Source organism: Bradyrhizobium sp. (assembly GCF_016219575.1).
Lineage (GTDB): Bacteria > Pseudomonadota > Alphaproteobacteria > Rhizobiales > Xanthobacteraceae > Bradyrhizobium.
Genome location: NZ_JACRMG010000039.1, coordinates 70,915 through 92,230, shown reverse-complemented (window position 1 = coordinate 92,230; position 21,316 = coordinate 70,915). Strand labels below are relative to the sequence as shown.

The following is a 21,316-nucleotide window of genomic DNA, read 5'->3' as shown; positions in this document are numbered from 1 at the left end:
ACGCTCGGCTTGAACGCAAGACTACAGGCCCGGCGCTACCCCCGCCGTGCACGAATCAAATGAGAATAGTCCCAACGTGACTCGGGGGGTAAGAGTCCAGACCGTGAACGCGAATCCGGCCGTGGAAAATTGCGCCGCAGTTTTGGAAAACTGTCCGTAATCGTACGCTTGTGCGGCTTATGCAGGGCCGGCGAGCTGCTGCTTGATGACCGCGATGACATCGTCGATCTGCGAAAGATCGCCGGTCGCGCGCTTGACCAGCAGCGCGCCTTGCAGGGCTCCGAACATCATCCGCGCGACCTTGGGCGGCGGCGCCTGCAATGCGAATTCGCCGCGAGCCACGCCGCGCTGAAGGATCTTGGTCAGCCACGCCTGATGCGTTCTGAAGAAATGTTCGACCCTTTCGCGTATCTGCGGCGGCAAGGCGAGCATTTCGCCGGCCAGCGCAGCGCTGAGGCACACCCTGTCCGGCGTCCCGGCGAACAGCAGGTAGGGTTGGACATAGAAATCCAGCATCGTCATCGACGATTGCGTCTGGTCTGCCGCGATCTGGTTCAGCGCGGAATCGAACCGCGCGATGTAGCGGTCGATCACGGCGACGCCGAGATCGGCCTTTGACGGAAAGTGGTAATGGATGCTGGCCTTGCGGATGCCGAGCGCGTCCGCAATGTCCTGGTAGGAAAAGGCGCTGTAGCCGCGGGTCTGGATCAGCGTCTCGGCGAGATCGAGGATCTGTTCGGCGGTTTCCGATCTCTGCCTTGTCGCCGTCGTCATTGCTTTCCCGTCACGAGGCCGGGCGCTGATGACCTCGTTTCACCCGATAGGTTGCTCCCTCGGGTGATTGAAGGCTGCGCCGGAATCTGGCCGGGTTCCTGATCCAGGCGCCCGCGCCGTAGTTGCCATATTCATCCCTGAGCGATCCCGACAACAGGAAAATCTCTTCGTCGGCAGGGCAGTCACGCCGGAAAGACGGGCGCCGGGGCCGGACTGCTCCAGCGCCAGCTGCTTTCCGGTCGCTTCGACGAGCAGAAGCGGACGGACCATGACTGTCGGATCTTTGGGCCGTCAGATCCAGCGCAGGATGCTCGCGATGATGGCGATCTGCGCCAGCCAGCCGGCGGTGAAGGCGAGCGTGCGCGCCGCCGGGATTGCCGCCGAGTAGACCACGAAGTGGATGAGCCGCGCGAAGAAGTAGACCACGACCGCCGCCCTGGTGGCGCCGTTGGAAATGTTCAGCAGATGGGCGGTGAGCACGACCGGCGCGAAGATCGCGAGATTCTCGATCGCGTTGGCATGCGCCTTGATGGCGCGGTTGGCCCAGGCGGAATGACCCTCGCTGGTCGGCGAGGTGCCGGCAAGCGCGCCGCCAAGTCCGGCAATTGCGATGCGGTTGAGAACGTAGGGCACCCAGAACAGGGCGGTCATCAGGGCGGTCAGCGTCAGCCAGTAGAGCTCGGTTGTCACGGCAATGATCCTTCGGGTTGGGGAAACACCCATCGCATATCTACCTACTAGTAGGTAAAGTCAATGGCGCTGATTCGTCCCGTTTGAGGCATGTCGGAAATTACAATGAAATGAGCCGCTTAGCGGCCGGTCGAGCCGAAGCCGCCGCTGCCGCGGTCGGTGTCCGGGAGGGAGACGACGGGCACGAGCTGCGCCTGGACCACCGGCGCGATCACCATCTGCGCGATGCGCTCGCCGCGGCGGATGGCAAAGGCGGCCTCGCCGTGATTGATCAGGATGACGCTGATCTCGCCGCGATAATCCGCATCGATCGTGCCGGGCGAATTGAGCACCGTGACGCCGTGTTTGGCCGCCAGCCCCGAGCGCGGGCGCACCTGTGCTTCGAACCCTGGGGGCAAGGCAATCGCGAGTCCCGTCGGCACCATCGCGTGCTTGCCGGGGCCGAGGATCAGCGGCGTGCCTTCCGGCACCGCCGCGAGCAGGTCGAGGCCGGCGGCATCGGCGCTCTGATAGGCCGGCAGCGCAAGGCCTTCGCCATGCGGCAGCTGGCGGATATCGACCTTCACAGTGCTGCTCACGCCTTCGCTCCAACTTGCTGCGCGATACGCGCCACCAGTTCCATCGCGACCTGCTCCTTGGTCATGACAGGCCAGGAATCGACGTCGATCTCGGCGCCGTCCCGCTTCAAGAGGTGCACGGTGTTGCGATCGCCGCCCATCACGCCCGATGCGGGCGAGACGTCATTGGCGACGATCCAGTCGCAGCCCTTGCGCTTGATCTTGGCCTTGGCGTTGTCGATCAGGTGCTCGGTCTCGGCCGCAAAGCCGACGACAAGCGGCGGGCGCTTGTCCTTGAGCTTGGATACCGTGGCCAGGATGTCGGGATTCTCGACCAGCTGCAGCGGCGGCATCCCGGCGGAAGTCTTCTTCAGTTTCTGCGCGCCTTCGCTGGCGACGCGCCAGTCGGCGACCGCTGCGGCAAAGATCGCGATGTCGGCCGGCAATGCGGCTTCCACCTTGTGCAGCATGTCGCGCGCGGACTCCACGCGGATCACGGTGACCCCTGCGGGATCGCGCAGATCGACCGGACCGGTCACCAGAACGACGTCGGCGCCGGCGGCCTGCGCCGCTGCGGCAATCGCAAAACCCTGCTTGCCCGAAGAGCGGTTGGCGATGTAGCGCACGGGATCGATCGGCTCGTGCGTCGGCCCTGCGGTGATCAGGACGCGCTTGCCGGCTAGCGGCCGCGGCCTTGGCGGTCGCAGCATGTGTTCTGCGGCGGCGGCAATCTCGGTGGCTTCCGACATCCGGCCGACGCCGGCTTCGCCCGCTTCCGCCATCTCGCCTGCGTTGGGGCCGACGGTGTGGATGCCGTCGCGGCGCAGCTGCATGACGTTGCGGCGGGTGGCGGCATTGTTCCACATCAACGGATTCATCGCAGGCGCCAGCAGGACAGGCTTGTTGGTGGCGAGCAGGATGGCGCTGGCGAGATCGTCGGCATGGCCATGAGCCATCTTCGCCATCAGGTCGGCGGTGGCGGGCGCCACCACGATCAGGTCGCAGTCTCGCGCCAGCCGAATGTGTCCGGCGTCGAACTCGCTCTCGGGGTCGAACAGGTCGGTGTAGACGCGCTCATGCGACAATGCGCTGGCGGAAAGCGGCGTGACGAATTGCTGCGCGGCTTTGGTCAGCACGCAGCGAACCTCGATCTGGCGCTCCTTCAGCCGGCGGATCAGCTCGAGGGATTTGAAGGCGGCAATGCCGCCGGCGATGATCAGGGTGATGCGCGGCTGGCGGGTGGCGGCGTCCGGCGACGCCGCCGAATACTCGGCCGGAGCGGGCAGGGTGGCCCCGGCGGGCGCATGGTTCTGGGCGGCCTCGCGCAGGATCACCCGCACTTCGTCCTCGACCGACCGGCCGTTGCGGGCGGCGCGCAGCCGCAATTCGTCGCGGATAGCGTCGTCGAGCTTGCGGATGGTGAGACTGGCCATGGGCGGCCCTCAGGACTGAACAGATGCTAGCATTGCTAGCACAACTATGATTGCCTTGCAATCAGAGCCGCATGACGGCGAAGAGAATCCCGATGAAGGTCAGCGCGATGATCCAGACTGCGATCGTCCGCCAGCGGTCCTTTCTGGCCTCGGCGCGGCTGAAGGCGGCAATCGTTTCGGGCGACAGCGTCACGCCCTCCCGGACCATCTTCTCCAGATGCTCCAGCACGGTCACGGCGCGCCCGGCCAGGATGGGCAGGCTGGCCGCCACCCGGCCCAGTTCGCCGGCGCCTGCCATGGCGCCCTGGATACGGCCGATCGGGCCGAGATTGCGCTCGATCCATTCCCGCACCACGGGATCGGCGACCTTCCAGATGTCGAGCTTGGGATCGAAGCCGCGCGCCACGCCCTCGACCACCACCATGGTCTTCTGCAGCAGGATCAACTCCGGGCGCGTCTGCATGTCGAACAGCCCGGTGACCTCGAGCAGCAGCGTCAGCAGCTTCGCCATCGAGATTTCTTCGGCGGTGCGATTATGGATCGGCTCGCCGATGGCGCGGATGGCTTGCGCGAAATTCTCCACGGAGTGGTGGCCCGGCACATAGCCGGCCTCGAAATGCACCTCGGCTACGCGGCGATAATCGCGGGTGATGAAGCCGAGCAGGATTTCCGCAAGGAAGCGCCGCTCCTTCAGCCCGAGCCGGCCCATGATGCCGAAATCGACCGCAACGAGCCGCCCGGCATCGTCGAGGAAGAGGTTGCCGGGATGCATGTCGGCGTGGAAGAACCCGTCGCGCAGCGCATGGCGCAGGAAACTCTGGATCACCTTGCGGCCGAGATCGGGCAGGTCGACCTGCGCCTGGGCTAGCCGCGCATGATCGTTCAGCGCGATGCCGTCGATCCACTCCATCGTCAGCACGTTGTGGGTAGTGCGGTCCCAGTCCACGGTCGGCACGCGGAAATCCGCATCGTCGCTTGTGTTCTCCGCCATCTCGGACATCGCGGCCGCCTCCAGCCGCAAATCCATCTCCATCGCGACCGAGCGCGACATGGTGTTGATGACCTCGATCAGGCGCAGCCGCCGCGCTTCCGCCGAATGCGCTTCCGCCTTTCGCGCGACAAAGAAGAAATCGCCGAGGTCGCGGCGGAAGCGCGAAGCGACATTGGGGCGGAGCACCTTGACCGCCACCGGCTGTCGCACACCCTCCCGCATCACCTCGCCGCGATGCACCTGCGCGATCGAGGCCGCCGCCACTGACGGGCCGAAGCTGGCAAAGGCCTGCGATACAGGCCTTTCCAGCGATTGCGCGACCGCGGCTTCGGCCTCTCCTTGCGAGAACGGCGGCAGGCGATCCTGCAGGTTCTCAAGATCCCGCGCCATGACGACGCCGACCACGTCGGGCCGCGTCGCCAGAAACTGTCCGAGTTTCAGATACGCCGGTCCCAGCCGCGTCAGCGCGCGAGACAGCCGCGGGCCGGACTTGGCGCCGGGCCGCTCCACCAGCCGCGCCAGTTTCATCAGCAGCTGCGCCGGCGGTGGCACCAGGCCCGGATCGATGACGCCGAACACGCCCTCGCGCGCGAACACGAAACCGGCGCGGGCGAGCCTTGCGATGTGGGTTATTGCCGAGATCACAAACGCCAGCCCGAATGCAGCGCGACGATGCCGCCCGACAAGCTCTGCCATTGCACGCGCGAGAAGCCGGCGGCGCGGATCATGTCGGCAAACGCATTGGGCTTGGGAAACTTGCGGATGGATTCGACGAGATACCGGTAGGACTCGGCATCTCCAGTCACCGCACGGCCGAGCGGCGGAATGACGCGGAACGAGAACAGGTCATAGATCCTGTCCAGCCCGGGGACGTCGACGGTGGAGAATTCCAGGCACAGGAAGCGGCTGCCGGGGCGCAGCACGCGATAGGCTTCCTTCAGCGCGAGATCGATCTGCGGCACGTTACGGATGCCGAACGCGATGGTGTAGGCGTCGAAACTGCGATCGGGAAACGGCAATGCCTCGGCATTGCCCTCGACAAACCCGACGCGGTCATCGAGCTGCTGCGCAGCCGCGCGGTTGCGGCCGACCTCGAGCATGTCGACATTGATGTCGCAGACGGTGGCGCGGAACCCTTTGCCCGACGCCTTGGCGGCGCGGAAAGATATATCGCCGGTGCCGCCGGCAACGTCGAGCAGACGGAACGGCGCGTCGTTCTTCGGCGGATTGAGCGTGGTGACCATGATGTCCTTCCAGGCCCGGTGCAGGCCGATCGACATCAGGTCGTTCATCAGGTCGTAACGCGAGGCGACGCTGTGAAACACCTCGTTCACCAGCGTCTGCTTTTCGCCCAGGGGCACGTCCCTGAAGCCGAAATGCGTGGTTTGGTCCGGCCGATCCATCACTCTACTCAAAAGCCCCAACCCGGCGGACCATAGCGCGCCGGCCGCAATGGGGCTATCACACGCCCATCATAAGGTGAATGACCTCCATGCCGGAATTACCCGAAGTCGAGACCGTGCGCCGCGGCCTGCAACCGGTCATGGAAGGCTCGAAAATCCTCAAAGCCGAGGCCCGGCGCAAGGATCTGCGCTTTCCCTTCCAGAAGGATTTTGCCGCCCGCCTGCAGGGCCAGACCGTCACCGGGCTCGGCCGCCGCGCCAAATACCTGATGGCGGACCTCACCTCCGGCGACGTGCTGCTGATGCATCTGGGCATGTCCGGCTCGTTCCGCGTGCTCAAGGGCGAGACGAATTCGACGCCGGGCGAATTCCACTATCCGCGCAGCGAGGACCGCGCCCACGACCATGTCGTGTTCCACATGTCCTCGGGCGCCTCGGTCGTGTTCAACGATCCGCGCCGCTTCGGCTACATGAAGATCATCGCCCGCAACGAGCTGGAAGACGAGCCGCTGCTGGCCGGGCTCGGCCCCGAGCCGCTCGGCAATGAATTCGACGCCGACATGCTGGCGCGCGCCTGCCACAACAAGAAGACCAGCCTGAAGGCCGCGCTGCTCGACCAGCGCGTGGTGGCGGGACTTGGCAACATCTATGTCTGCGAAGCGCTCTATCGCGCGCATCTGTCGCCGCGCCGGCTCGCCGCGACGCTTTCGACGAGGAAGGGCGAGACCACCGATCACGCGCGGCGGCTGGTAGGAGAAATCCACACCGTGCTGAACCAGGCGATCAAGGCCGGCGGCTCGTCGCTGCGCGACCATCGCCAGACCTCCGGCGAGCTCGGCTACTTCCAGCATTCCTTCCAGGTCTACGATCGCGAAGGCGAGAAATGCAGGACACCGCGCTGCGGCGGCACCGTGCGCCGCTTCAACCAGAACGGCCGCTCGACCTTCTGGTGTCCGAAGTGCCAGAAGTAAAATTCAAACCACCGACGTCCGCGTCGTGCCGGCCCCGGGGCCAGAGTACGGCCAACGGCAGACATCGGTGGTTCGGCCCCCGCTTCTGCGGGAACGAGGCCTTATGCGAAGCTGAGCGCTTCGGCTGACGGCTGCACCGCCGGCATCGTTGCGACCGGCAGGTCGCTCAGCTGATCCGGCGCCAGGGTGGCGGCGATGCCGAGCCGGGCCTCGATCCACGACCAGAGGCCGCGGATTTCGTCGGCGGATTTGCCCGACGGCGCGAATTCGCTGACCGCAAGGCCCGCGCTCAGCGCATCCTGGTGGTCGTTGCGCATCACGATGAAGGGCTGCGCCACCACATCGGGAATATCGAGCGCGCCATCGCCGAGCGTCGTCGCCGCATTGGTGAGGCGCTGGCCGCGGATCGGCGTCTGGTTGAGCACGAAGGCGAACGGCTTTGCGGCGCGCCGCACTTCGGCGAGCGTCACGGCGGTTGCCTCGATGTCGACAACGCTCGGGCGCGCCGGGATCAGGCAGAGATCGGCGTTGCCGATCGCGACCGACGTTGACGCGCCGACGCCGCCGGCGGTGTCCACGATCGCGAGCGTCACGCCTTCCTCGGCGAGCCTTGCGAGCCGGTCGGCGATATCGCCGGCCGCATAGATCGGATCGACGCGCGGCTCGGCATAGCTGCGGCGGGCCTGCCAGTTGGAGAGGGTGCCCTGCTGATCGGTTTCGATCAGGCGGACGGTGTGTCCGGCATCAATCGCCGCCCGGGCGAGGCCGATGGCGAGCGTGCTTTTGCCGGAGCCACCTTTCTGGGTGGCCAAAACGATCGTGTGCATTTCGAGGTCCTTTGGATTGCGCTGGTCGGGGTATGCGTACGCCACAAACAGGGTGCATCGCATTCGCGCGTTGCCGGGCAGTTCTTGCCCAGGACGTGCCGGCCCGATCCTCCCAAGGGGATCGCGGAAGTCCGAATCGTTCTGACACCATCATCGCCGATTACAGAAATGTGGCAATTCCGTATGACTACCGCGAAATTTCTGCCTATCCGCAGAAGCACGGAGAATGCCGGGCGGAGGAAAATCGCAGGCGGTTGACCGCGCCCGCAGGGCCGGCGAACATGGCAGCGATCGCTCCACAGAACGAGAAAACAAACGGCGATGGGCGGAAACTGGCGCGACCGTGCGGCGACGGTCTTCGAATGCGACAAGAGGCCTGCCACTTCCAGCCGCGGCATGGTGGTGAGCAATCATCCGCTGGCTTCGGCTGCCGGCATGGAAATGCTCGCGGCCGGCGGCAATGCGGTGGATGCCGCGATCGCGACGTTGTTTGCGCTCACCGTGGTCGAGCCCATGATGGTCGGCATCATCGGCGGCGGCATGGCGCATATCCGGCTGGCCGACGGCAGCCATCGCTTTATCGACGGGCAGAGCACGGTGCCGCTGGCGGTGAAGGCGGACACGTACATTTCGAAGCCGGGTTCGCCGCATGACGTGTTCGATACGGTCGATGACGAGAACCTCAACGGACCGAAAGCGGTCGCCGTCCCCGGCTCGCTGAAGGCCTGGTGCGAGACGCTGGCGCGGTTCGGCAGCATGAGCCTTGCCGATGTGATGCAGCCCGCGATCAGGCACGCCGCGCGCGGTTTTGCGGCGACGCCCTACCTGCACGAATGCATCGCCGATGGCGCCGAAGTGATGCTGAAGGACAAGCCGATCTCGGCGATCTATCTGCCCAAGGGCGTGCCGCTGAAACCGGGAGAGCGGGTGGTGCAGGCGGAATATGCGGAGACGCTGTCCTACATCGCGCAGCATGGCGCGGATGCCCTGTATAACGGCCTGCTCGGCAACGTGCTCGTCGACTACATGAAGGCGAACGGCGGCTTCATCGCGCACGAGGATCTCAGGTCGTACAAGACGGTCGAGCGGCAACCGATCCGCGCCGATTATCGCGGCTGGCAGATCATGGGACCGCCGCCGCCGGCGGCATCGGGCGTGCATATCGCGCAGATGCTGAACATCCTGGAAGGCTTCGATATCGCCGCGCTCGGATTCGGCACGGCACAGACGATCCACTATCTCGCCGAGGTGATGAAGATCGCTTTCGCCGACCGCGAGGCGGCGAGCGGCGATCCCGCCCATGTCAACGTGCCGGTGGAGCGGCTGACGTCCAAGGCCTATGCCGACGAGCGCCGCCGTGCCATCGATCCCGGCCGCGCGCAGGCCTGGGGTGCCGGCGTCGCGCAGCTCGAAGGCGCGCACACCACGCATATGACGGCGGCCGATGCCTATGGCAACGTGGTGGCGACCACGCAGACCATCAACAATTTGTTCGGTGCCAAGATTCTCATCCCGGGCCTCGGCACCATCCCGAACAACTACATGAACCTCTACGATCCCAGGCCGGGCCACGCGCTGTCGCTGGCACCTGGCAAGCGCGTCACCACCTCGATGTCCCCGATGATGGCCTTGCGCGACGGCAAGCTGCGCTTTGCGCTCGGCCTGCCCGGCGGCAAGCGCATTTTCCCGAGCGCGATGCAGGCGTTGGTCAATCTGATCGACCACGGCATGACGCTGCAGGAAGCCGTCGAGGCGCCGCGGGTCTGGACCGAGGGCAATGCGCTGGAAGTCGAGCAGGCGGTGCCGGAGAGCGTGCGCGCCAAACTCGCGGCGATGGGCCACACGGTCGTGGCGATGTCCACGGTTGGCGGCGGCATGAACGGCATCGAATTCGATCAGGACGGTGGCATGTCAGGCGCCGCCTGCTGGCGCGCCGACGGTACGCCGATCGGAATGTCCGGCGGCCTCGCGCGTGCCGGCGTGCGGTTTCGCCTGCGGTGAACGTTGCGCTTGCAGCGCGCTCACTTGTACAGGATGCGCTGCCAGACGGTGCCGCCCAGATATTTGCTGCCGGCGACGAAGTAGACGACGATCAGGGCGAACAGCACGATCGCCGGCGCACCCTCGAGCTTGAAACCTTCCGACGTCGTGCCGCCGGTGAGGTAGCCGATCGCGTAACCTCCGACGAAGAACACCATCAGGAAGTCGAGGATGGCGGCAAGCACCTTGCGCCATGTGGCTGTCTGCGGGACGGAGTCGTTCACGGCCGCCCCCCGCTGCTTGCTCCGGAGATGTCGGCGGCCGCGCGCGCCAGCAGCTCGGCCGGGCCGGCATCGCTCGAGGATTGATTCCTGACCTTGACGTCGATCACCACCGGCTTCCACTCGCCTTCGGAGATGAAGTAGTCGAGTTGATAGGTGAGGCGCGAAGGCGTGGTGTCAAAATGGCCGCGCAGCATCAACTCGCCCCGGCTGCCGATCTCCGGCTTGCTCGAAGCGACGATGGGCATCGCCGCAATGACGTCGATGTGGCGGCCGGCGAAGGACTTGAATCCCTGCTTCAAGGCGTCGGCGGTCAGCTTGTCACGGAATGGCTTGGCCATCTTGGCGAACAGCACGTCGTAATTGCCGGTGAGGTTGGCGTCGTTGAGCGTCAGAAGCGTGGTCTTGACCATCACTTCCTCCACCATCGGCGTGGGCAAAGGCGGCGACTGGGCAGCCGCATTGCCGCACATCGCGATTCCCGCGGCAAACCCTGTCGCAAGCTTCATGGAACGGTTCATGATCATGACCTCATCGCGCAGGATAGTTACGCGCAATTGACGGCAGTCTGCGGGGAATGTCGTTGACATGCGTCAAAACTCCCGGCCCGCAAGGCGGTCGTCCGTACAGGCCGCGCCCTACTTCCGCACACAGATCACGCGCACCACGGAGGCCCTGGCGTCCGCCGACGTGCCGGCTGCGGTGACGCCATTGGCCTTGAGGAAATCCCTGATGGCATCGGCCGGCACCAATGCGGCCTGCGATGGCGCGCCGCCGGCGGGGCCCGCGACCACCACCGGCTTGAGCTGCGCGAGGCCTGCGAACTTGCCGTCGGCGTCGATGGCAACCGCGCCCGAGAAACCGAGCGCCGGCGCCGGCGCGAGATCGGCGCCGCTGACCGAAGCTTTCACGGTACTGACGGCGCTGCCGCCGCCCTGGTTCTGTGGATCGGCGATCCCCGTGAGATCGACGGCGGTCTTGCCGCCGCCACCGGCGAGATTCAGCGGCTTGAGCCCGCGCGCGCCATAGATGCGCAGCAGCGCGAGATCGCGCTCCTTGTCTTCGGCGACGCGGTCGGCATTGCCGAAGCCGGGGATGGCGATGGCGGTGCAGGCATCGACGAGCTGGCGGTCGGTGACGATGCTGCCGTCCTCGGCCACGACGATGCCGGTGCCGTATTCCACCGTCCTGCGCGCCGGCGGTCCGGCCAGCGGTCCCGTCGGAAATGCGTTGAACGCGCTCGACATGGCGATGACGACCGGCTCGACCGTGTTCTCCACCGCCTGGTCGTAGAGGATCGTCATGATGCGGACCTCGTCGCCCTTGAAGGTGCCGCGCAGATAGAACTTCTTCAGGCCCTGCAGCCCGGACAGCACGAAAAAGTCGGGCTTCACCACGTTGTAGTCGACCGCGCGTCCGTTCGCCTTCTTCTCCTGCTCGGCGAGCTTTGCGGTGCTGGGGTTTGCTTCCTTGCGCCGCGACAGCACGATCTGCACCGTGCCGGTCGGCGAGGTCCATTTCGCGCCGCCGGCGTCGCTCGCCTGCTGCGGCACCAGCTTGGTCGGGATGCCGAGCCGCACACCGGTTCCGGCGTCCGTGATGATCTTCCAGCCGACATTTTCCTGCCGCCTCCGCGCGGTGTCGGCGAGGATGCCGCGCTCCTGCGGGTTGAGCACGCCGGTTTGCCTCGCGCCGCGGCTCTTCTGGAATTCCTTGATGGCGTTGACCATGCGCTCGCTGACTTCGCCCGTGATCGCGCCGTTATACTCGCCGACCCAGGCGAGATCCGATTGCAGTGCCAGCCGCTCGGCCTGTGCCATGGCATTGGCGGTGTCGGCCGGGGTTTGTGTCTTTGGCGGACGCACTGGCGTGGTCGCAACCGGCTTCGGCTGGGCGCCTGCGGTAGCCGGCGCCTGCATCTGGGCCTCTGCGGCGCCGCCCATGGCCACCACCAACAATGTTGCCGAAAGCACCGTTCTCATGACTAATCCCGGGATTGCAGCCATGGCCGATTATGCACATCTGCTTGGCAGGCAACAACCGGACGCCGGTTCAGGGGCCGGGACCTCATCCTGAGGAGCGGCCGTCAGGCCGCGTCTCGAAGGATGGGCCACGGGCGAGACAGGGGCCTCATGGTTCTCAAGGCGATGCGCAAGCATCGTCCGGAGCCTCACCATGAGGGGAGAGATCGGATGCTGAGCGACAAGGAACTCGAACGCTACGCCCGCCACATCGTGCTGCGCGAGGTCGGCGGCCCCGGCCAGACGGCGCTGAAGGAGGCTTCGGTGCTGGTGATCGGCGCGGGCGGGCTCGGCGCGCCGGCGCTGATGTATCTGGCCGCAGCCGGAATCGGCACGCTCGGCGTCGTCGACGACGACAGGGTCTCGCTGTCCAACCTGCAGCGCCAGATCATCCACACCACGCCGGAGGTGGGACGGCTCAAGGTCGACAGCGCCGCCGAGCAGGTCCGCGCGCTCAATCCGCACGTGCTGTTCGAATCCCATGCGGTCCGGCTCAACGCCGCCAACGCCATGGCCGTCATCGGCGGCTACGACCTCGTGCTCGACGGCTCAGACAATTTCGAGACGCGCTATCTCGTTTCCGATGCCTGCTATCTCGCGGCCAAGCCGCTGATAACAGCCGCGCTCGGCATGTTCGACGGTTCGCTCACCACCATCCGCGCCCACGAGCGCAATGCGGCAGGCGAGCTGAACCCGACCTATCGCTGCCTGTTCCCGGAGCCACCGCCGGCCGGCACGGTGCCGACCTGTGCGGAGGCCGGCGTGATGGGTGCGCTCGCCGGCGTATTGGGATCGATGATGGCGATGGAGGCGATCCGCGAGATCGTCGGCTTTGGCGATGGCCTGGTCGGCCGCCTCTTGATGGTCGATGCGCTGTCGATGCGGTTCGAGACGCTGCGCTACAAGCGCGATCCGCAAAACCCGCTCAATGGCGATGCACCCGGTATCATCGATCTGAGCGGGCATCGCTGAGCGATCGGGAATTCCACTTCAGTATTTTCGGCGCGCCGGGATCGTTGTAGTCGATCACGATATCGGCTGCTTGCTGCGGATTGCATTCGGCGAGATAGCGCTGCTGCCCGCCGACATAGCGGCGGGTGGACGGGGCCTCGGGATCGAGCGCTTCCGGTGTGCCGTCGCGCGCGGCGTTGCGCGCCGTCGAGACGGCGAAATCGACCTGCAGGAAGATCGAGAGATCCCAGCATTCGCGCAATTCAGTGCGATGCAGGAAGATGCCGTCGACAATCAGCGCGACCGTCTGGGCTGCCTGTTGCGGCCGCGGCACGACGGGCTGATCGGTGCGATGGTCGAAATGTCTTGCGATGTAATTGCCTGAGCTGCCGGACCCCAGCGGATCGAGCAGCAGGCGGCGAAACGCGGCGTAGTCGTAGGAATCCAGGTAGAAGCCGTCGGGTGAATGACGCCCGCGCGCATAGCGAACGGCGCGCGGGTTGTGGAAGCCATCGACACTGGCCCGAATGACTTCGCGGCCCTTCGCGATGACCAGCGGCGCCAGCGCATCCGCCAGCATGGTCTTGCCGGCCCCGTCGACGCCATCGATGGCGACGCGGATGCGCCGGTCCGGATGCAACGTCGCAATGGTGGCGGCGAGACGGTCCAGCAGCGCGTTGCGGGTCTCGCTCACGCCGCTCCGCTCAGCGCATGTTCGGTAGCAGGTAACCGGTAGGGCGTCCCATTTCTACTTTGCATGGGGTTGTTTTCGCGGTTTTGGTTCCGGCACGCCGCCGCGCTCAGAGCATGCTGGGCAGCACGCGATCCGGCGGCTTGTGGTTGTCGAGGAAGGTCCGGATGTTGATGATCACCTTCTCGCCCATGTCGACGCGGCCTTCGATGGTGGCCGAGCCCATATGCGGCAGCAGCGTCACCTTGCCGGCCTTGCCGAGCCGCACCAGCTTCGGATTCACCAGGGGTTCGTGCTCGTAGACGTCGAGGCCGGCGCCGCCGATCTCGCCGGATTCGATCAGCTTGACCATGGCGTCTTCGTCGATCACCCCGCCGCGCGCGGTGTTGACGATATAGGCTTCCCTGCGCATCAGCTTCAGCCGCCGCGCCGACAACAGATGATAGGTCGCCGGCGTATGCGGACAGTTCACCGAGATGATGTCCATCCGCGCCAGCATCTGGTCGAGGCTTTCCCAATAGGTCGCGCCCAACTCCTCGGCGATCTGCGGCGCCACCGGACGGCGGTTGTGGTAGTGGATCTGCAGGCCGAAGGCCCGCGCGCGGCGCGCTACGGCTTGTCCAATCCGGCCCATGCCGACAATGCCGAGGCGCTTGCCGCCGATGCGGTGGCCGAGCATCCAGGTCGGCGACCAGCCCGCCCAGTTCTTGCCTTCGGTGAGGATGGAAGCGCCCTCGATCATCCGCCGCGGCACCGCCAGGATCAGCGCCATGGTCATGTCGGCGGTATCTTCGGTGAGCACCTTCGGCGTATTGGTCACCGTGATGCCGCGGGCATGCGCGGCGGCGACGTCGATATTGTCGACGCCATTGCCGAAATTGGCGATCAGCCTGAGCTTGCAGTCAGGCTGCTTCAATACGTCTTCCTTGATCTCGTCGGTAACGGTCGGCACCAGCACGTCGGCGGTGCACACGGCTTCGGCGATCTGCTCGGACGTCATCGGGGTGTCGTCGAGATTGAGCTTCGCGTCGAACAGCTCGCGCATCCGGGTCTCGATGGAGTCCGGCAGCTTGCGCGTGACGACGACGAGAGGCTTTTTCTTAACCGACATTTCCTGCTTTCATGAGGCTGAGCTTAACAAAAGCCTGCCGTTCAGACCTCATTAACCCGGGTGTTCGACACTGCAATCTTGCAGTGCGGTCCCCGGCGTTTCCTTGGGTTCCCCGACATTTAACCCGGTTTTCCCCGGGAAAATTCGGCTCTTCTTGCGTTCCGTCCTCTCTAGCAGAAGGCCGGGCCAAGACAAGAACCAAGGAACTGCAAGCCGAGGCGATTCCGCAACTGCACAGGGATTTGGGGTGTTGGCGTAAGACGAGCGGGTTCAGCTCCGGGAAGTTGAGCCTGTCGCGTTCTCGACAGGAGACGAGTTGATGGGGTTGGGGCGTTTCGGTGCGGTGGTGGTGCTGGCGGCGATGCTGGGAGCTGTCCCCGGCACGGGTCATGCGGCCAAGGATTCGGCGGCGGCCACCAGCGGGCTGCCCGTTCCGCGCTATGTCAGCCTCAAGTCGGATCACGTGAATGTCAGGGCCGGCCCGACCAAGGACAATGACGTGGCCTGGATCTATACCCGCGCGGGCCTGCCGGTGGAGATCACCGCCGAATTCGAGAACTGGCGCCGGGTGCGCGATTCCGAAGGCTCGGAAGGCTGGGTCTATCACTCCATGCTGTCGGGCCGCCGCACCGCCGTCGTCACCATGAAGAGCAAGAACGAACTCGCGCCGCTCTATGACCGCGCCGATCCCGCAAGCGCGATTGCGGCAAAGCTGCAGGCCGGCGTCGTCGCGCAGGTGAAGAAATGCACGAACGGCTGGTGCCGTGTCACCGGCAGCGGCTTTGACGGCTGGATCGAGCAGCAGCGTCTCTGGGGCGTCTACGCCGACGAGAAGGTGGAATAGTCCCCGCGAGTTGCGGGACAAGTTGACGTCGTCATGCCCGGGCTTGTCCCGGGCATCCACGTCTTTCTTTTTTCGCAGCTCAAGAACATGGATGGCCGGGACAAGCCCGGCCATGACGAAACTCTAACAGCTTGGCTTAGATCTCAGCGCTTCTTGCGCAGGCGCACGACCATGTCGACGCGGGCGATTTCGTAGCCCTCGGGCACGTCGGGCATCTTCGAGAGCACGAGATGGGGGTCGGGGATATCGACCAGCTCGTGATTGTTCTCGAGATAGAAATGGTGGTGCGCCGTCACATTGGTGTCGAAATAGGTTTTCGTGCCGTCGACGCTGACCTGGCGCAGCAAACCCGCATCGGTGAGCTGGTTGAGCGTGTTGTAGACGGTTGCCAGCGACACCGGCACCTTGGCCAGCGTCGCTTCCTCGTAAAGCATTTCCGCGGTGAGGTGCCGCGCGCCCTTGCCGAACAGCAGCCAGCCCAAGGCCATGCGCTGCCGCGTAGGGCGCAATCCAGCGGCCTGCAGCATTTCGTTGACGTCATGCCACGGGCAACCGGTCAGCGCGGGTTGATGTCCGGCCGGGCGTACCGCCATGTTGTCCGCATCGTCGTTGCGGGTCGTTGCGTCGTTGATATCCAAGGTCGGGCCCGTACTCGTACTTCCAGCTCTATTCTGCTGGAATATAGAGGGAAACGCCTCAGATGCAAGTTTTTCGCAACTAGAACTTGACCAAGGTTAAGCGGAACGTTGCAGGCCGGCGCGGCGATTTACCCCGCATCGGCGCTTTGCCGCCTGTGGATGGCATGTTACAGAGCGCCCCGATCCGAGCCATGCGATTTCAGCATTGGCCAATGCCGGTTCCTGCAGGGCATCAGCGCCTGCGCGGCTTGCCTGGGGACGGTGTGCGTCGCCCGCGGGGTTGCTATCCCCGCCCAAAACGCGCAATCCGGAATTCGAGAGGTTCTTGATACGATGCTCAATCGGCGCAACGGCTATGAGTATGAGGATTTGCTGGCCTGCGGCCGAGGCGAATTGTTCGGTCCCGGCAATGCCCAGTTGCCGCTGCCGCCGATGCTGATGTTCGACCGCATCAGCGAGATCACCGATACCGGTGGCGAATATGGCAAGGGCCTGGTCCGCGCTGAGCTCGATGTGAAGCCGGATCTCTGGTTTTTCGGCTGCCATTTCAAGAACGACCCGGTCATGCCGGGCTGCCTGGGGCTCGACGCCCTGTGGCAGATGGTTGGGTTCTACCTCGGCTGGATCGGCGGCGAGGGCCGTGGCCGGGCACTGGGGCTGAGCGAGCTGAAGTTCTCCGGCCAGGTCCTGCCGCACGCCAAAAAGGTCGTCTACCAGACGGATATCAAGCGTGTGATGCGTGGAAAGCTGGTGCTCGGCATTGCCGACGGGTGGCTTTCCATGGACGGCGAGATTATCTATCGCGCGAAGGACCTGAAGGTCGGACTGTTCAGGCAGGGCACGCAGCCCGGCAATTGAACTTGTCTGCAAGCTATCACACCAAGGATGAACGGACAGGGCGAGGCGAACATGAGGCGGGTTGTCATCACGGGGATGGGCATCGTCTCGTCCATCGGAAACAACACCCAGGAAGTGCTGTCGAGCCTGCATGAGGCAAAGTCCGGCATCACCCATGCTTCGAAATACAAGGAGCTTGGCTTCCGTTCGCAGGTGCAGGGCGCACCGACGCTCAATCCCTCCGACGTGATCGACCGCCGCGCCATGCGCTTCCTCGCCGATGGCGCGGGCTGGAATCACATCGCGATGGAGCAGTCGATCCAGGATTCCGGTCTCGAGCCGTCCGAAGTCTCCAACATCCGCACCGGCATCATCATGGGTTCGGGCGGGCCGTCCGCGCGGACCATCGTCGAAGCCGCCGACATTACGCGCACCAAGGGCCCCAAGCGGGTCGGCCCCTTTGCGGTGCCGAAGGCGATGTCGTCGACCGCATCGGCGACGCTCGCCACCTGGTTCAAGATCAAGGGCGTGAACTATTCGATCTCGTCGGCCTGCGCGACGTCGAACCATTGCATCGGCAATGCCTATGAGACGATCCAGATGGGCAAGCAGGATGTCATCTTCGCCGGCGGTTGCGAGGAGCTCGACTGGTCGCTGTCGGTGCTGTTCGACGCCATGGGCGCGATGTCCTCGAAATACAACGACACGCCCGCCACCGCCTCGCGTCCTTACGACGTCAGCCGCGACGGTTTCGTCATCGCCGGCGGCGCCGGTGTTGTCGTTCTGGAAGAGCTCGAGCACGCCAAGGCGCGCGGCGCGCGCATCTATGGCGAGGTGGTCGGTTACGGCGCGACCTCCGACGGCTATGACATGGTGGCGCCGTCCGGCGAAGGCGCCGAGCGCTGCATGCGCATGGCGCTGGCGACCGTGAAGACGCCGGTCGATTACATCAACCCGCACGCCACTTCGACGCCGGCCGGCGATCCCCCGGAGATCGAGGCGATCCGCAAGGTGTTCGGCACCGGCGACAAGTGCCCGCCGATCTCGGCGACCAAGGCGCTCACCGGCCACTCGCTCGGCGCCACGGGCGTGCAGGAAGCGATCTACTCGCTATTGATGATGAACAACGGTTTCGTCTGCGAAAGCGCCCACATCAGCGAGCTCGATCCGGTGTTTGCCGACATGCCGATCGTGCGCAAGCGCATCGACAATGCCAGGCTCGGCACGGTGCTGTCGAACTCCTTCGGCTTCGGCGGCACCAACGCCACGCTGGTGTTCAAGCGGATGGATGCGTGACGTTCTTCGTGCGTGGAATAATTTGAGTTGTGTCGTCATGGCCGGGCTTGTCCCGGCCATCCACGTCTTGGTACTAGGCTAGAAAGCCGTGGATGCCCGGGACATCTGGCGCGAAGACGCGCTTCGCGCTTTTGCCCGGGCCTGACGTAAATGGAGTAGGTGACAATGACGGGCCTGATGCAGGGAAAACGCGGTCTGATCATGGGCATTGCCAATGATCATTCCATCGCCTGGGGCATCGCCCAGGCACTCAAGGCCCAGGGCGCGGAGCTTGCCTTCACCTATCAGGGCGAGGCGCTGGGCAAGCGCGTCAAGCCGCTCGCCGAAGAGCTCAAGGTCGACACCGTCCTGCCCTGTGACGTCGAGGACATCGCCAGCGTCGATGCGGTATTCGCCGCGCTGCGCGCCAAATGGGGCGGCCTCGATTTCCTCGTCCACGCCATCGGCTTCTCCGACAAGAACGAGCTGAAGGGACGTTACGCCGACACCACGCGCGCGAATTTCTCGCGCACCATGGTGATTTCCTGCTTCTCCTTCACGGAGCTGGCCAAACGCGCGGCCGAGCTGATGCCGGAATCCGGCGGCACCATGATCACGCTCACCTTCGGCGGCTCGATGCGGGTGATGCCGAACTACAATGTCATGGGCGTGGCCAAGGCGGCGCTCGAGGCTTCCGTGCGCTACCTCGCGTCCGATTTCGGCCCGCGCAACATTCGCATCAATGCGCTCTCCGCAGGTCCGATCCGCACGCTCGCCGGCTCCGGCATCGGCGACGCGCGCGCCATGTTCGCCTTCCAGCAGAAGAACTCGCCGCTCGGTCGCGGCGTGACGCTGGAGGAACTCGGCGGCTCGGCGCTGTACCTGTTGTCGGGCCTCTCCGGCGGCGTCACCGGCGAAGTGCATTACGTCGATTCCGGCTACAACATCATCTCGATGCCGCGGCCGGAAACGCTGAAGCCCGAGAAGGACTAGCCCGCCGCGATCTTCTCCGCGCGCTGGAACGCCGGGCGCGCCATGCAGCGCGCGATGTAGGCGTCGAACGACGGCCGCGACGGGATCATCTTGAACAGCCGCACGCCGAAATTCAGGCCCGAGCCGATCACGATGTCGGCGGCGGAGAAATTCTCCCCAAGCAGCCACGGTCCCTTCTGCAGGGCGGCATCGAGAACGTCGACCACCCGCTGCGCATCGCCCCAGCCGGCGGCGACCGGGTTCATCTCGATCTTGGTGGCAAGCTGCACGATCGCAGGCTCGATGCAGCTCGGGCCGAAGAACAACCAGTAGAGATATTTCGCGCGCGACGGTTCGCCGACGGGCGGTGCGAGCTTCGCCTCCGGGCAGCGCTCGGCGACATAGGCGCAGATCGCGGCGGCTTCAGCCAGCGTCGCATCTCCGTCCTGCAGCGCCGGCACCTTGCCCATCGGGTTGATCGCGAGATATTCCGGCGTGCGCTGCGCGCCGGTGGCAATATCGGTCAGCACGCGCTCGTAAGGCACGCCGGCTTCTTCCATCAGCCAGAGCGCGGTGAACGAGCGCGAACGCGGCGACCAGTAGAGTTTCATCATCGGACCGTTTCCTCATTCTTCCATCGATAATATTTCATCATGAATCCCGTCGCGCTCGCGACCTCTTCCTTTTCGTGGACAAATCCCTCGCGCTCGTACCAGCGCCAGGCCTTTTCGTTCTCGCGTACGCAGCGCAGCCAGATTTCGTCAGGCAATTGTTGCCGCGTGAAGGCAAGCAGCTGCCGGCCGACGCCCTTGCCCTGATATTCCGGCGCGACGAACAGCTGGTCGAGATATCTGTCCGGCAGATGCAGCGCCAGCATCGCGGCAAGAATGCCGCTGTCGTCGGCGACGAACAGGCTCCAGCCGCCCTCGATTTCCTGACGGACGCGCGCGCGCAGATTGGCGAGCAGGAAGTTGCTGGCCTCCGCAAGTCCGGTGGAGACCCAGCTCTCCATCCAGACGCGGGCGACCTCGTCATATTCGCGCGGCAGCGCAGGGCGGATGATCGGAGCCGGCATGCGGACGTTCTCGGCCAGGGCGGCCGGCGATGCAAGCGTCACGCAAGCGTGCCGTTCAGCTGCGGTGGTTGCGCGCCGGCGGCGCGGTCTGCTTGCCGCGCGGCTTGCCGGCCGACAGGCACACGACTTCGGAGATTTGCGTGAGTTGCCGGGCCAGCGGGCTGGTCTTGCGCCAGACCATGCCGATGGTTCGCGACGGCTGCGGGTTCCTGAAGCGCGCGACCGACACCGCCGCCGAGCGTGTCTCCACCTGGACGGCCATTTCCGGGATCAGCGTGACGCCGACGCCGGCGCTCACCATCTGCACCAGCGTCGACAGCGAACTCGCGTCCAACAGCTCGCGCGGCGAGGAATGCATCTTGCAGAACGACAGCGCCTGGTCGCGGAAGCAGTGGCCTTCTTCCAGCAGCAGCAGCCGCATCTCGCGCAGCATCTCGCGGCTGGGCACTGGCGTTCCCTCGTCCTCGAGAGGCCGCACCAGCAGGAAATCCTCGCTGAACAGGGCCACCTCGGTCAGCGAGGCCTCCGATACCGGCAGCGCAACGATCGCGGTGTCGAGCCGGCCCTCGGAAAGCTCCTGGATCAGCTTGGATGTTAGCGCTTCGCGCACCTGGATATCGAGTTCCGGATGCATCCGCGTCAGGTCGCCGATGATGCGGGGCAGCAGATAGGGCGCAACCGTCGGGATCATGCCGATGCGCAGCCGTCCGGCAAAGCGGTCGCGCGAGGCGCGCGCAAAATCGCCGAGCTCGTCGACCGAGCGCAGGATGTCGCGGACGCGCTCGATCAGCTCCTCGCCGAGCCGGGTGAGCGTGACCTGGCGGGCGCTTCGTTCGAGCAGCGTGCCGCCGAGGCCTTCCTCCATTTCCTTGATCTGCATCGACAAGGCCGGCTGCGAAATCGAGCATGCTTCGGCGGCGCGGCCGAAATGGCCATGTCGGGCCAGCGCATCGAAATACCGGAGCTGACGGAGCGTAGGATTTATCATCAGATT

The 21,316-nt window shown here is 65.1% G+C and carries 24 protein-coding genes; 7 read left to right on the top strand and 17 right to left on the bottom strand.

From position 1 onward, the window contains the following. Nucleotides 1-177 precede the first annotated feature (177 nt). The 7 genes from HZB49_RS28520 to ubiE all read right to left on the bottom strand — a co-directional run bounded on the left by HZB49_RS28520 (nt 178) and on the right by ubiE (nt 5,848). Nucleotides 178-774, bottom strand: a complete 597-nt coding sequence (locus HZB49_RS28520; RefSeq protein WP_291617475.1) for a TetR/AcrR family transcriptional regulator — start codon at nt 772-774, stop codon at nt 178-180. A 10-nt stretch (nt 775-784) separates the two neighbouring features. Next, nucleotides 785-1,069, bottom strand: coding sequence for a cupin domain-containing protein (locus HZB49_RS30110; protein ID WP_365859598.1), 285 nt, complete (start codon nt 1,067-1,069; stop codon nt 785-787). Then, nucleotides 1,066-1,464, bottom strand: coding sequence for an MAPEG family protein (locus HZB49_RS28515; protein WP_291617474.1), 399 nt, complete (start codon nt 1,462-1,464; stop codon nt 1,066-1,068). The genes HZB49_RS30110 and HZB49_RS28515 overlap by 4 nt, the downstream gene beginning before the upstream one ends. Before the next feature lie 119 nt (nt 1,465-1,583). Then, nucleotides 1,584-2,042 (bottom strand): dUTP diphosphatase, encoded by a 459-nt coding sequence (gene dut, locus HZB49_RS28510; protein ID WP_291617473.1) that lies wholly within the window; start codon nt 2,040-2,042, stop codon nt 1,584-1,586. After that, entirely contained in the window at nt 2,039-3,454 is a 1,416-nt protein-coding gene (gene coaBC, locus HZB49_RS28505; RefSeq protein ID WP_291617472.1) for a bifunctional phosphopantothenoylcysteine decarboxylase/phosphopantothenate--cysteine ligase CoaBC, read from the bottom strand. The genes dut and coaBC overlap by 4 nt, the downstream gene beginning before the upstream one ends. Nucleotides 3,455-3,515: 61 nt before the next feature. Beyond that, nucleotides 3,516-5,090, bottom strand: a complete 1,575-nt coding sequence (gene ubiB, locus HZB49_RS28500) for a 2-polyprenylphenol 6-hydroxylase (protein ID WP_291617495.1) — start codon at nt 5,088-5,090, stop codon at nt 3,516-3,518. Next, entirely contained in the window at nt 5,087-5,848 is a 762-nt protein-coding gene (ubiE, locus tag HZB49_RS28495; RefSeq protein WP_291617471.1) for a bifunctional demethylmenaquinone methyltransferase/2-methoxy-6-polyprenyl-1,4-benzoquinol methylase UbiE, read from the bottom strand. Before ubiE ends, ubiB begins: the two co-directional genes overlap by 4 nt. An 89-nt stretch (nt 5,849-5,937) precedes the next feature. On the opposite strand from ubiE, the gene mutM reads away from it, so the two are divergent. Further along, the gene (mutM, locus tag HZB49_RS28490) at nt 5,938-6,819 is read left to right on the top strand and encodes a bifunctional DNA-formamidopyrimidine glycosylase/DNA-(apurinic or apyrimidinic site) lyase (RefSeq protein WP_291617470.1); all 882 of its coding nucleotides are present in this window, start codon (nt 5,938-5,940) and stop codon (nt 6,817-6,819) included. Between the two features lie 101 nt (nt 6,820-6,920). On the opposite strand, the gene HZB49_RS28485 is transcribed toward mutM, so the two are convergent. Further along, nucleotides 6,921-7,646: a ParA family protein gene (locus tag HZB49_RS28485; RefSeq protein WP_291617469.1), complete on the bottom strand. Its 726-nt coding sequence runs from the start codon at nt 7,644-7,646 to the stop codon at nt 6,921-6,923. Nucleotides 7,647-7,967: 321 nt separating this feature from the next. Between HZB49_RS28485 and ggt the strand changes: the two genes are divergently transcribed. Continuing rightward, nucleotides 7,968-9,647, top strand: a complete 1,680-nt coding sequence (gene ggt / locus HZB49_RS28480) for a gamma-glutamyltransferase (protein WP_291617468.1) — start codon at nt 7,968-7,970, stop codon at nt 9,645-9,647. 20 nt (nt 9,648-9,667) lie between these two features. Here the strand turns inward: ggt and HZB49_RS28475 are convergent, their stop codons facing one another. Genes HZB49_RS28475 through HZB49_RS28465 form a run of 3 tightly spaced genes read right to left on the bottom strand, consistent with a single transcriptional unit; the run spans nt 9,668 to nt 11,889 of the window. Next, on the bottom strand, nt 9,668-9,910 hold the full coding sequence (locus HZB49_RS28475) for a hypothetical protein (protein ID WP_291617467.1): 243 nt from the start codon (nt 9,908-9,910) through the stop codon (nt 9,668-9,670). Further along, complete coding sequence (locus tag HZB49_RS28470; protein WP_291617466.1) at nt 9,907-10,497, bottom strand: hypothetical protein; 591 nt, start codon at nt 10,495-10,497, stop codon at nt 9,907-9,909. The genes HZB49_RS28475 and HZB49_RS28470 overlap by 4 nt, the downstream gene beginning before the upstream one ends. Nucleotides 10,498-10,545: 48 nt before the next feature. Beyond that, on the bottom strand, nt 10,546-11,889 hold the full coding sequence (locus HZB49_RS28465) for a serine protease (RefSeq protein ID WP_291617465.1): 1,344 nt from the start codon (nt 11,887-11,889) through the stop codon (nt 10,546-10,548). A gap of 210 nt (nt 11,890-12,099) precedes the next feature. Here HZB49_RS28465 and moeB point away from each other — a divergent pair, with 210 nt between their 5' ends. Then, the gene (gene moeB, locus HZB49_RS28460; RefSeq protein ID WP_291617464.1) at nt 12,100-12,900 is read left to right on the top strand and encodes a molybdopterin-synthase adenylyltransferase MoeB; all 801 of its coding nucleotides are present in this window, start codon (nt 12,100-12,102) and stop codon (nt 12,898-12,900) included. On the opposite strand, the gene HZB49_RS28455 is transcribed toward moeB, so the two are convergent. Both HZB49_RS28455 and HZB49_RS28450 read right to left on the bottom strand, forming a co-directional pair. After that, nucleotides 12,875-13,573, bottom strand: coding sequence for a uridine kinase (locus HZB49_RS28455; protein ID WP_291617463.1), 699 nt, complete (start codon nt 13,571-13,573; stop codon nt 12,875-12,877). The two genes, moeB and HZB49_RS28455, sit on opposite strands and share 26 nt — an antisense overlap. A gap of 106 nt (nt 13,574-13,679) precedes the next feature. Next, nucleotides 13,680-14,681: a D-glycerate dehydrogenase gene (locus tag HZB49_RS28450; protein ID WP_291617462.1), complete on the bottom strand. Its 1,002-nt coding sequence runs from the start codon at nt 14,679-14,681 to the stop codon at nt 13,680-13,682. Between the two features lie 319 nt (nt 14,682-15,000). Here HZB49_RS28450 and HZB49_RS28445 point away from each other — a divergent pair, with 319 nt between their 5' ends. Continuing rightward, nucleotides 15,001-15,525 carry an SH3 domain-containing protein gene (locus HZB49_RS28445; RefSeq protein ID WP_291617461.1) on the top strand — a complete coding sequence of 175 codons (525 nt, stop codon included), beginning with the start codon at nt 15,001-15,003 and terminating at the stop codon, nt 15,523-15,525. Nucleotides 15,526-15,668: 143 nt separating this feature from the next. Here HZB49_RS28445 and irrA read toward each other — a convergent pair whose 3' ends face one another. Further along, nucleotides 15,669-16,118, bottom strand: a complete 450-nt coding sequence (irrA, locus tag HZB49_RS28440; protein ID WP_291617494.1) for an iron response transcriptional regulator IrrA — start codon at nt 16,116-16,118, stop codon at nt 15,669-15,671. 378 nt (nt 16,119-16,496) lie between these two features. Between irrA and fabA the strand changes: the two genes are divergently transcribed. The 3 genes from fabA to fabI all read left to right on the top strand — a co-directional run bounded on the left by fabA (nt 16,497) and on the right by fabI (nt 19,268). Continuing rightward, the gene (gene fabA, locus HZB49_RS28435; RefSeq protein ID WP_291617493.1) at nt 16,497-17,021 is read left to right on the top strand and encodes a 3-hydroxyacyl-[acyl-carrier-protein] dehydratase FabA; all 525 of its coding nucleotides are present in this window, start codon (nt 16,497-16,499) and stop codon (nt 17,019-17,021) included. 51 nt (nt 17,022-17,072) lie between these two features. Beyond that, nucleotides 17,073-18,296 carry a beta-ketoacyl-ACP synthase I gene (fabB, locus tag HZB49_RS28430; RefSeq protein ID WP_291617460.1) on the top strand — a complete coding sequence of 408 codons (1,224 nt, stop codon included), beginning with the start codon at nt 17,073-17,075 and terminating at the stop codon, nt 18,294-18,296. A 165-nt stretch (nt 18,297-18,461) separates the two neighbouring features. Continuing rightward, the gene (gene fabI, locus HZB49_RS28425; protein WP_291617459.1) at nt 18,462-19,268 is read left to right on the top strand and encodes an enoyl-ACP reductase FabI; all 807 of its coding nucleotides are present in this window, start codon (nt 18,462-18,464) and stop codon (nt 19,266-19,268) included. Here fabI and HZB49_RS28420 read toward each other — a convergent pair. The 3 genes from HZB49_RS28420 to HZB49_RS28410 are packed head-to-tail and all read right to left on the bottom strand — an operon-like array spanning nt 19,265 to nt 21,310. Then, nucleotides 19,265-19,861: a glutathione S-transferase family protein gene (locus HZB49_RS28420; protein WP_291617458.1), complete on the bottom strand. Its 597-nt coding sequence runs from the start codon at nt 19,859-19,861 to the stop codon at nt 19,265-19,267. The two genes, fabI and HZB49_RS28420, sit on opposite strands and share 4 nt — an antisense overlap. Further along, nucleotides 19,858-20,322: a GNAT family N-acetyltransferase gene (locus HZB49_RS28415; protein ID WP_291617457.1), complete on the bottom strand. Its 465-nt coding sequence runs from the start codon at nt 20,320-20,322 to the stop codon at nt 19,858-19,860. The genes HZB49_RS28420 and HZB49_RS28415 overlap by 4 nt, the downstream gene beginning before the upstream one ends. 55 nt (nt 20,323-20,377) lie before the next feature. Continuing rightward, nucleotides 20,378-21,310 carry a LysR substrate-binding domain-containing protein gene (locus HZB49_RS28410; protein ID WP_291617456.1) on the bottom strand — a complete coding sequence of 311 codons (933 nt, stop codon included), beginning with the start codon at nt 21,308-21,310 and terminating at the stop codon, nt 20,378-20,380. Nucleotides 21,311-21,316 lie beyond the last annotated feature (6 nt).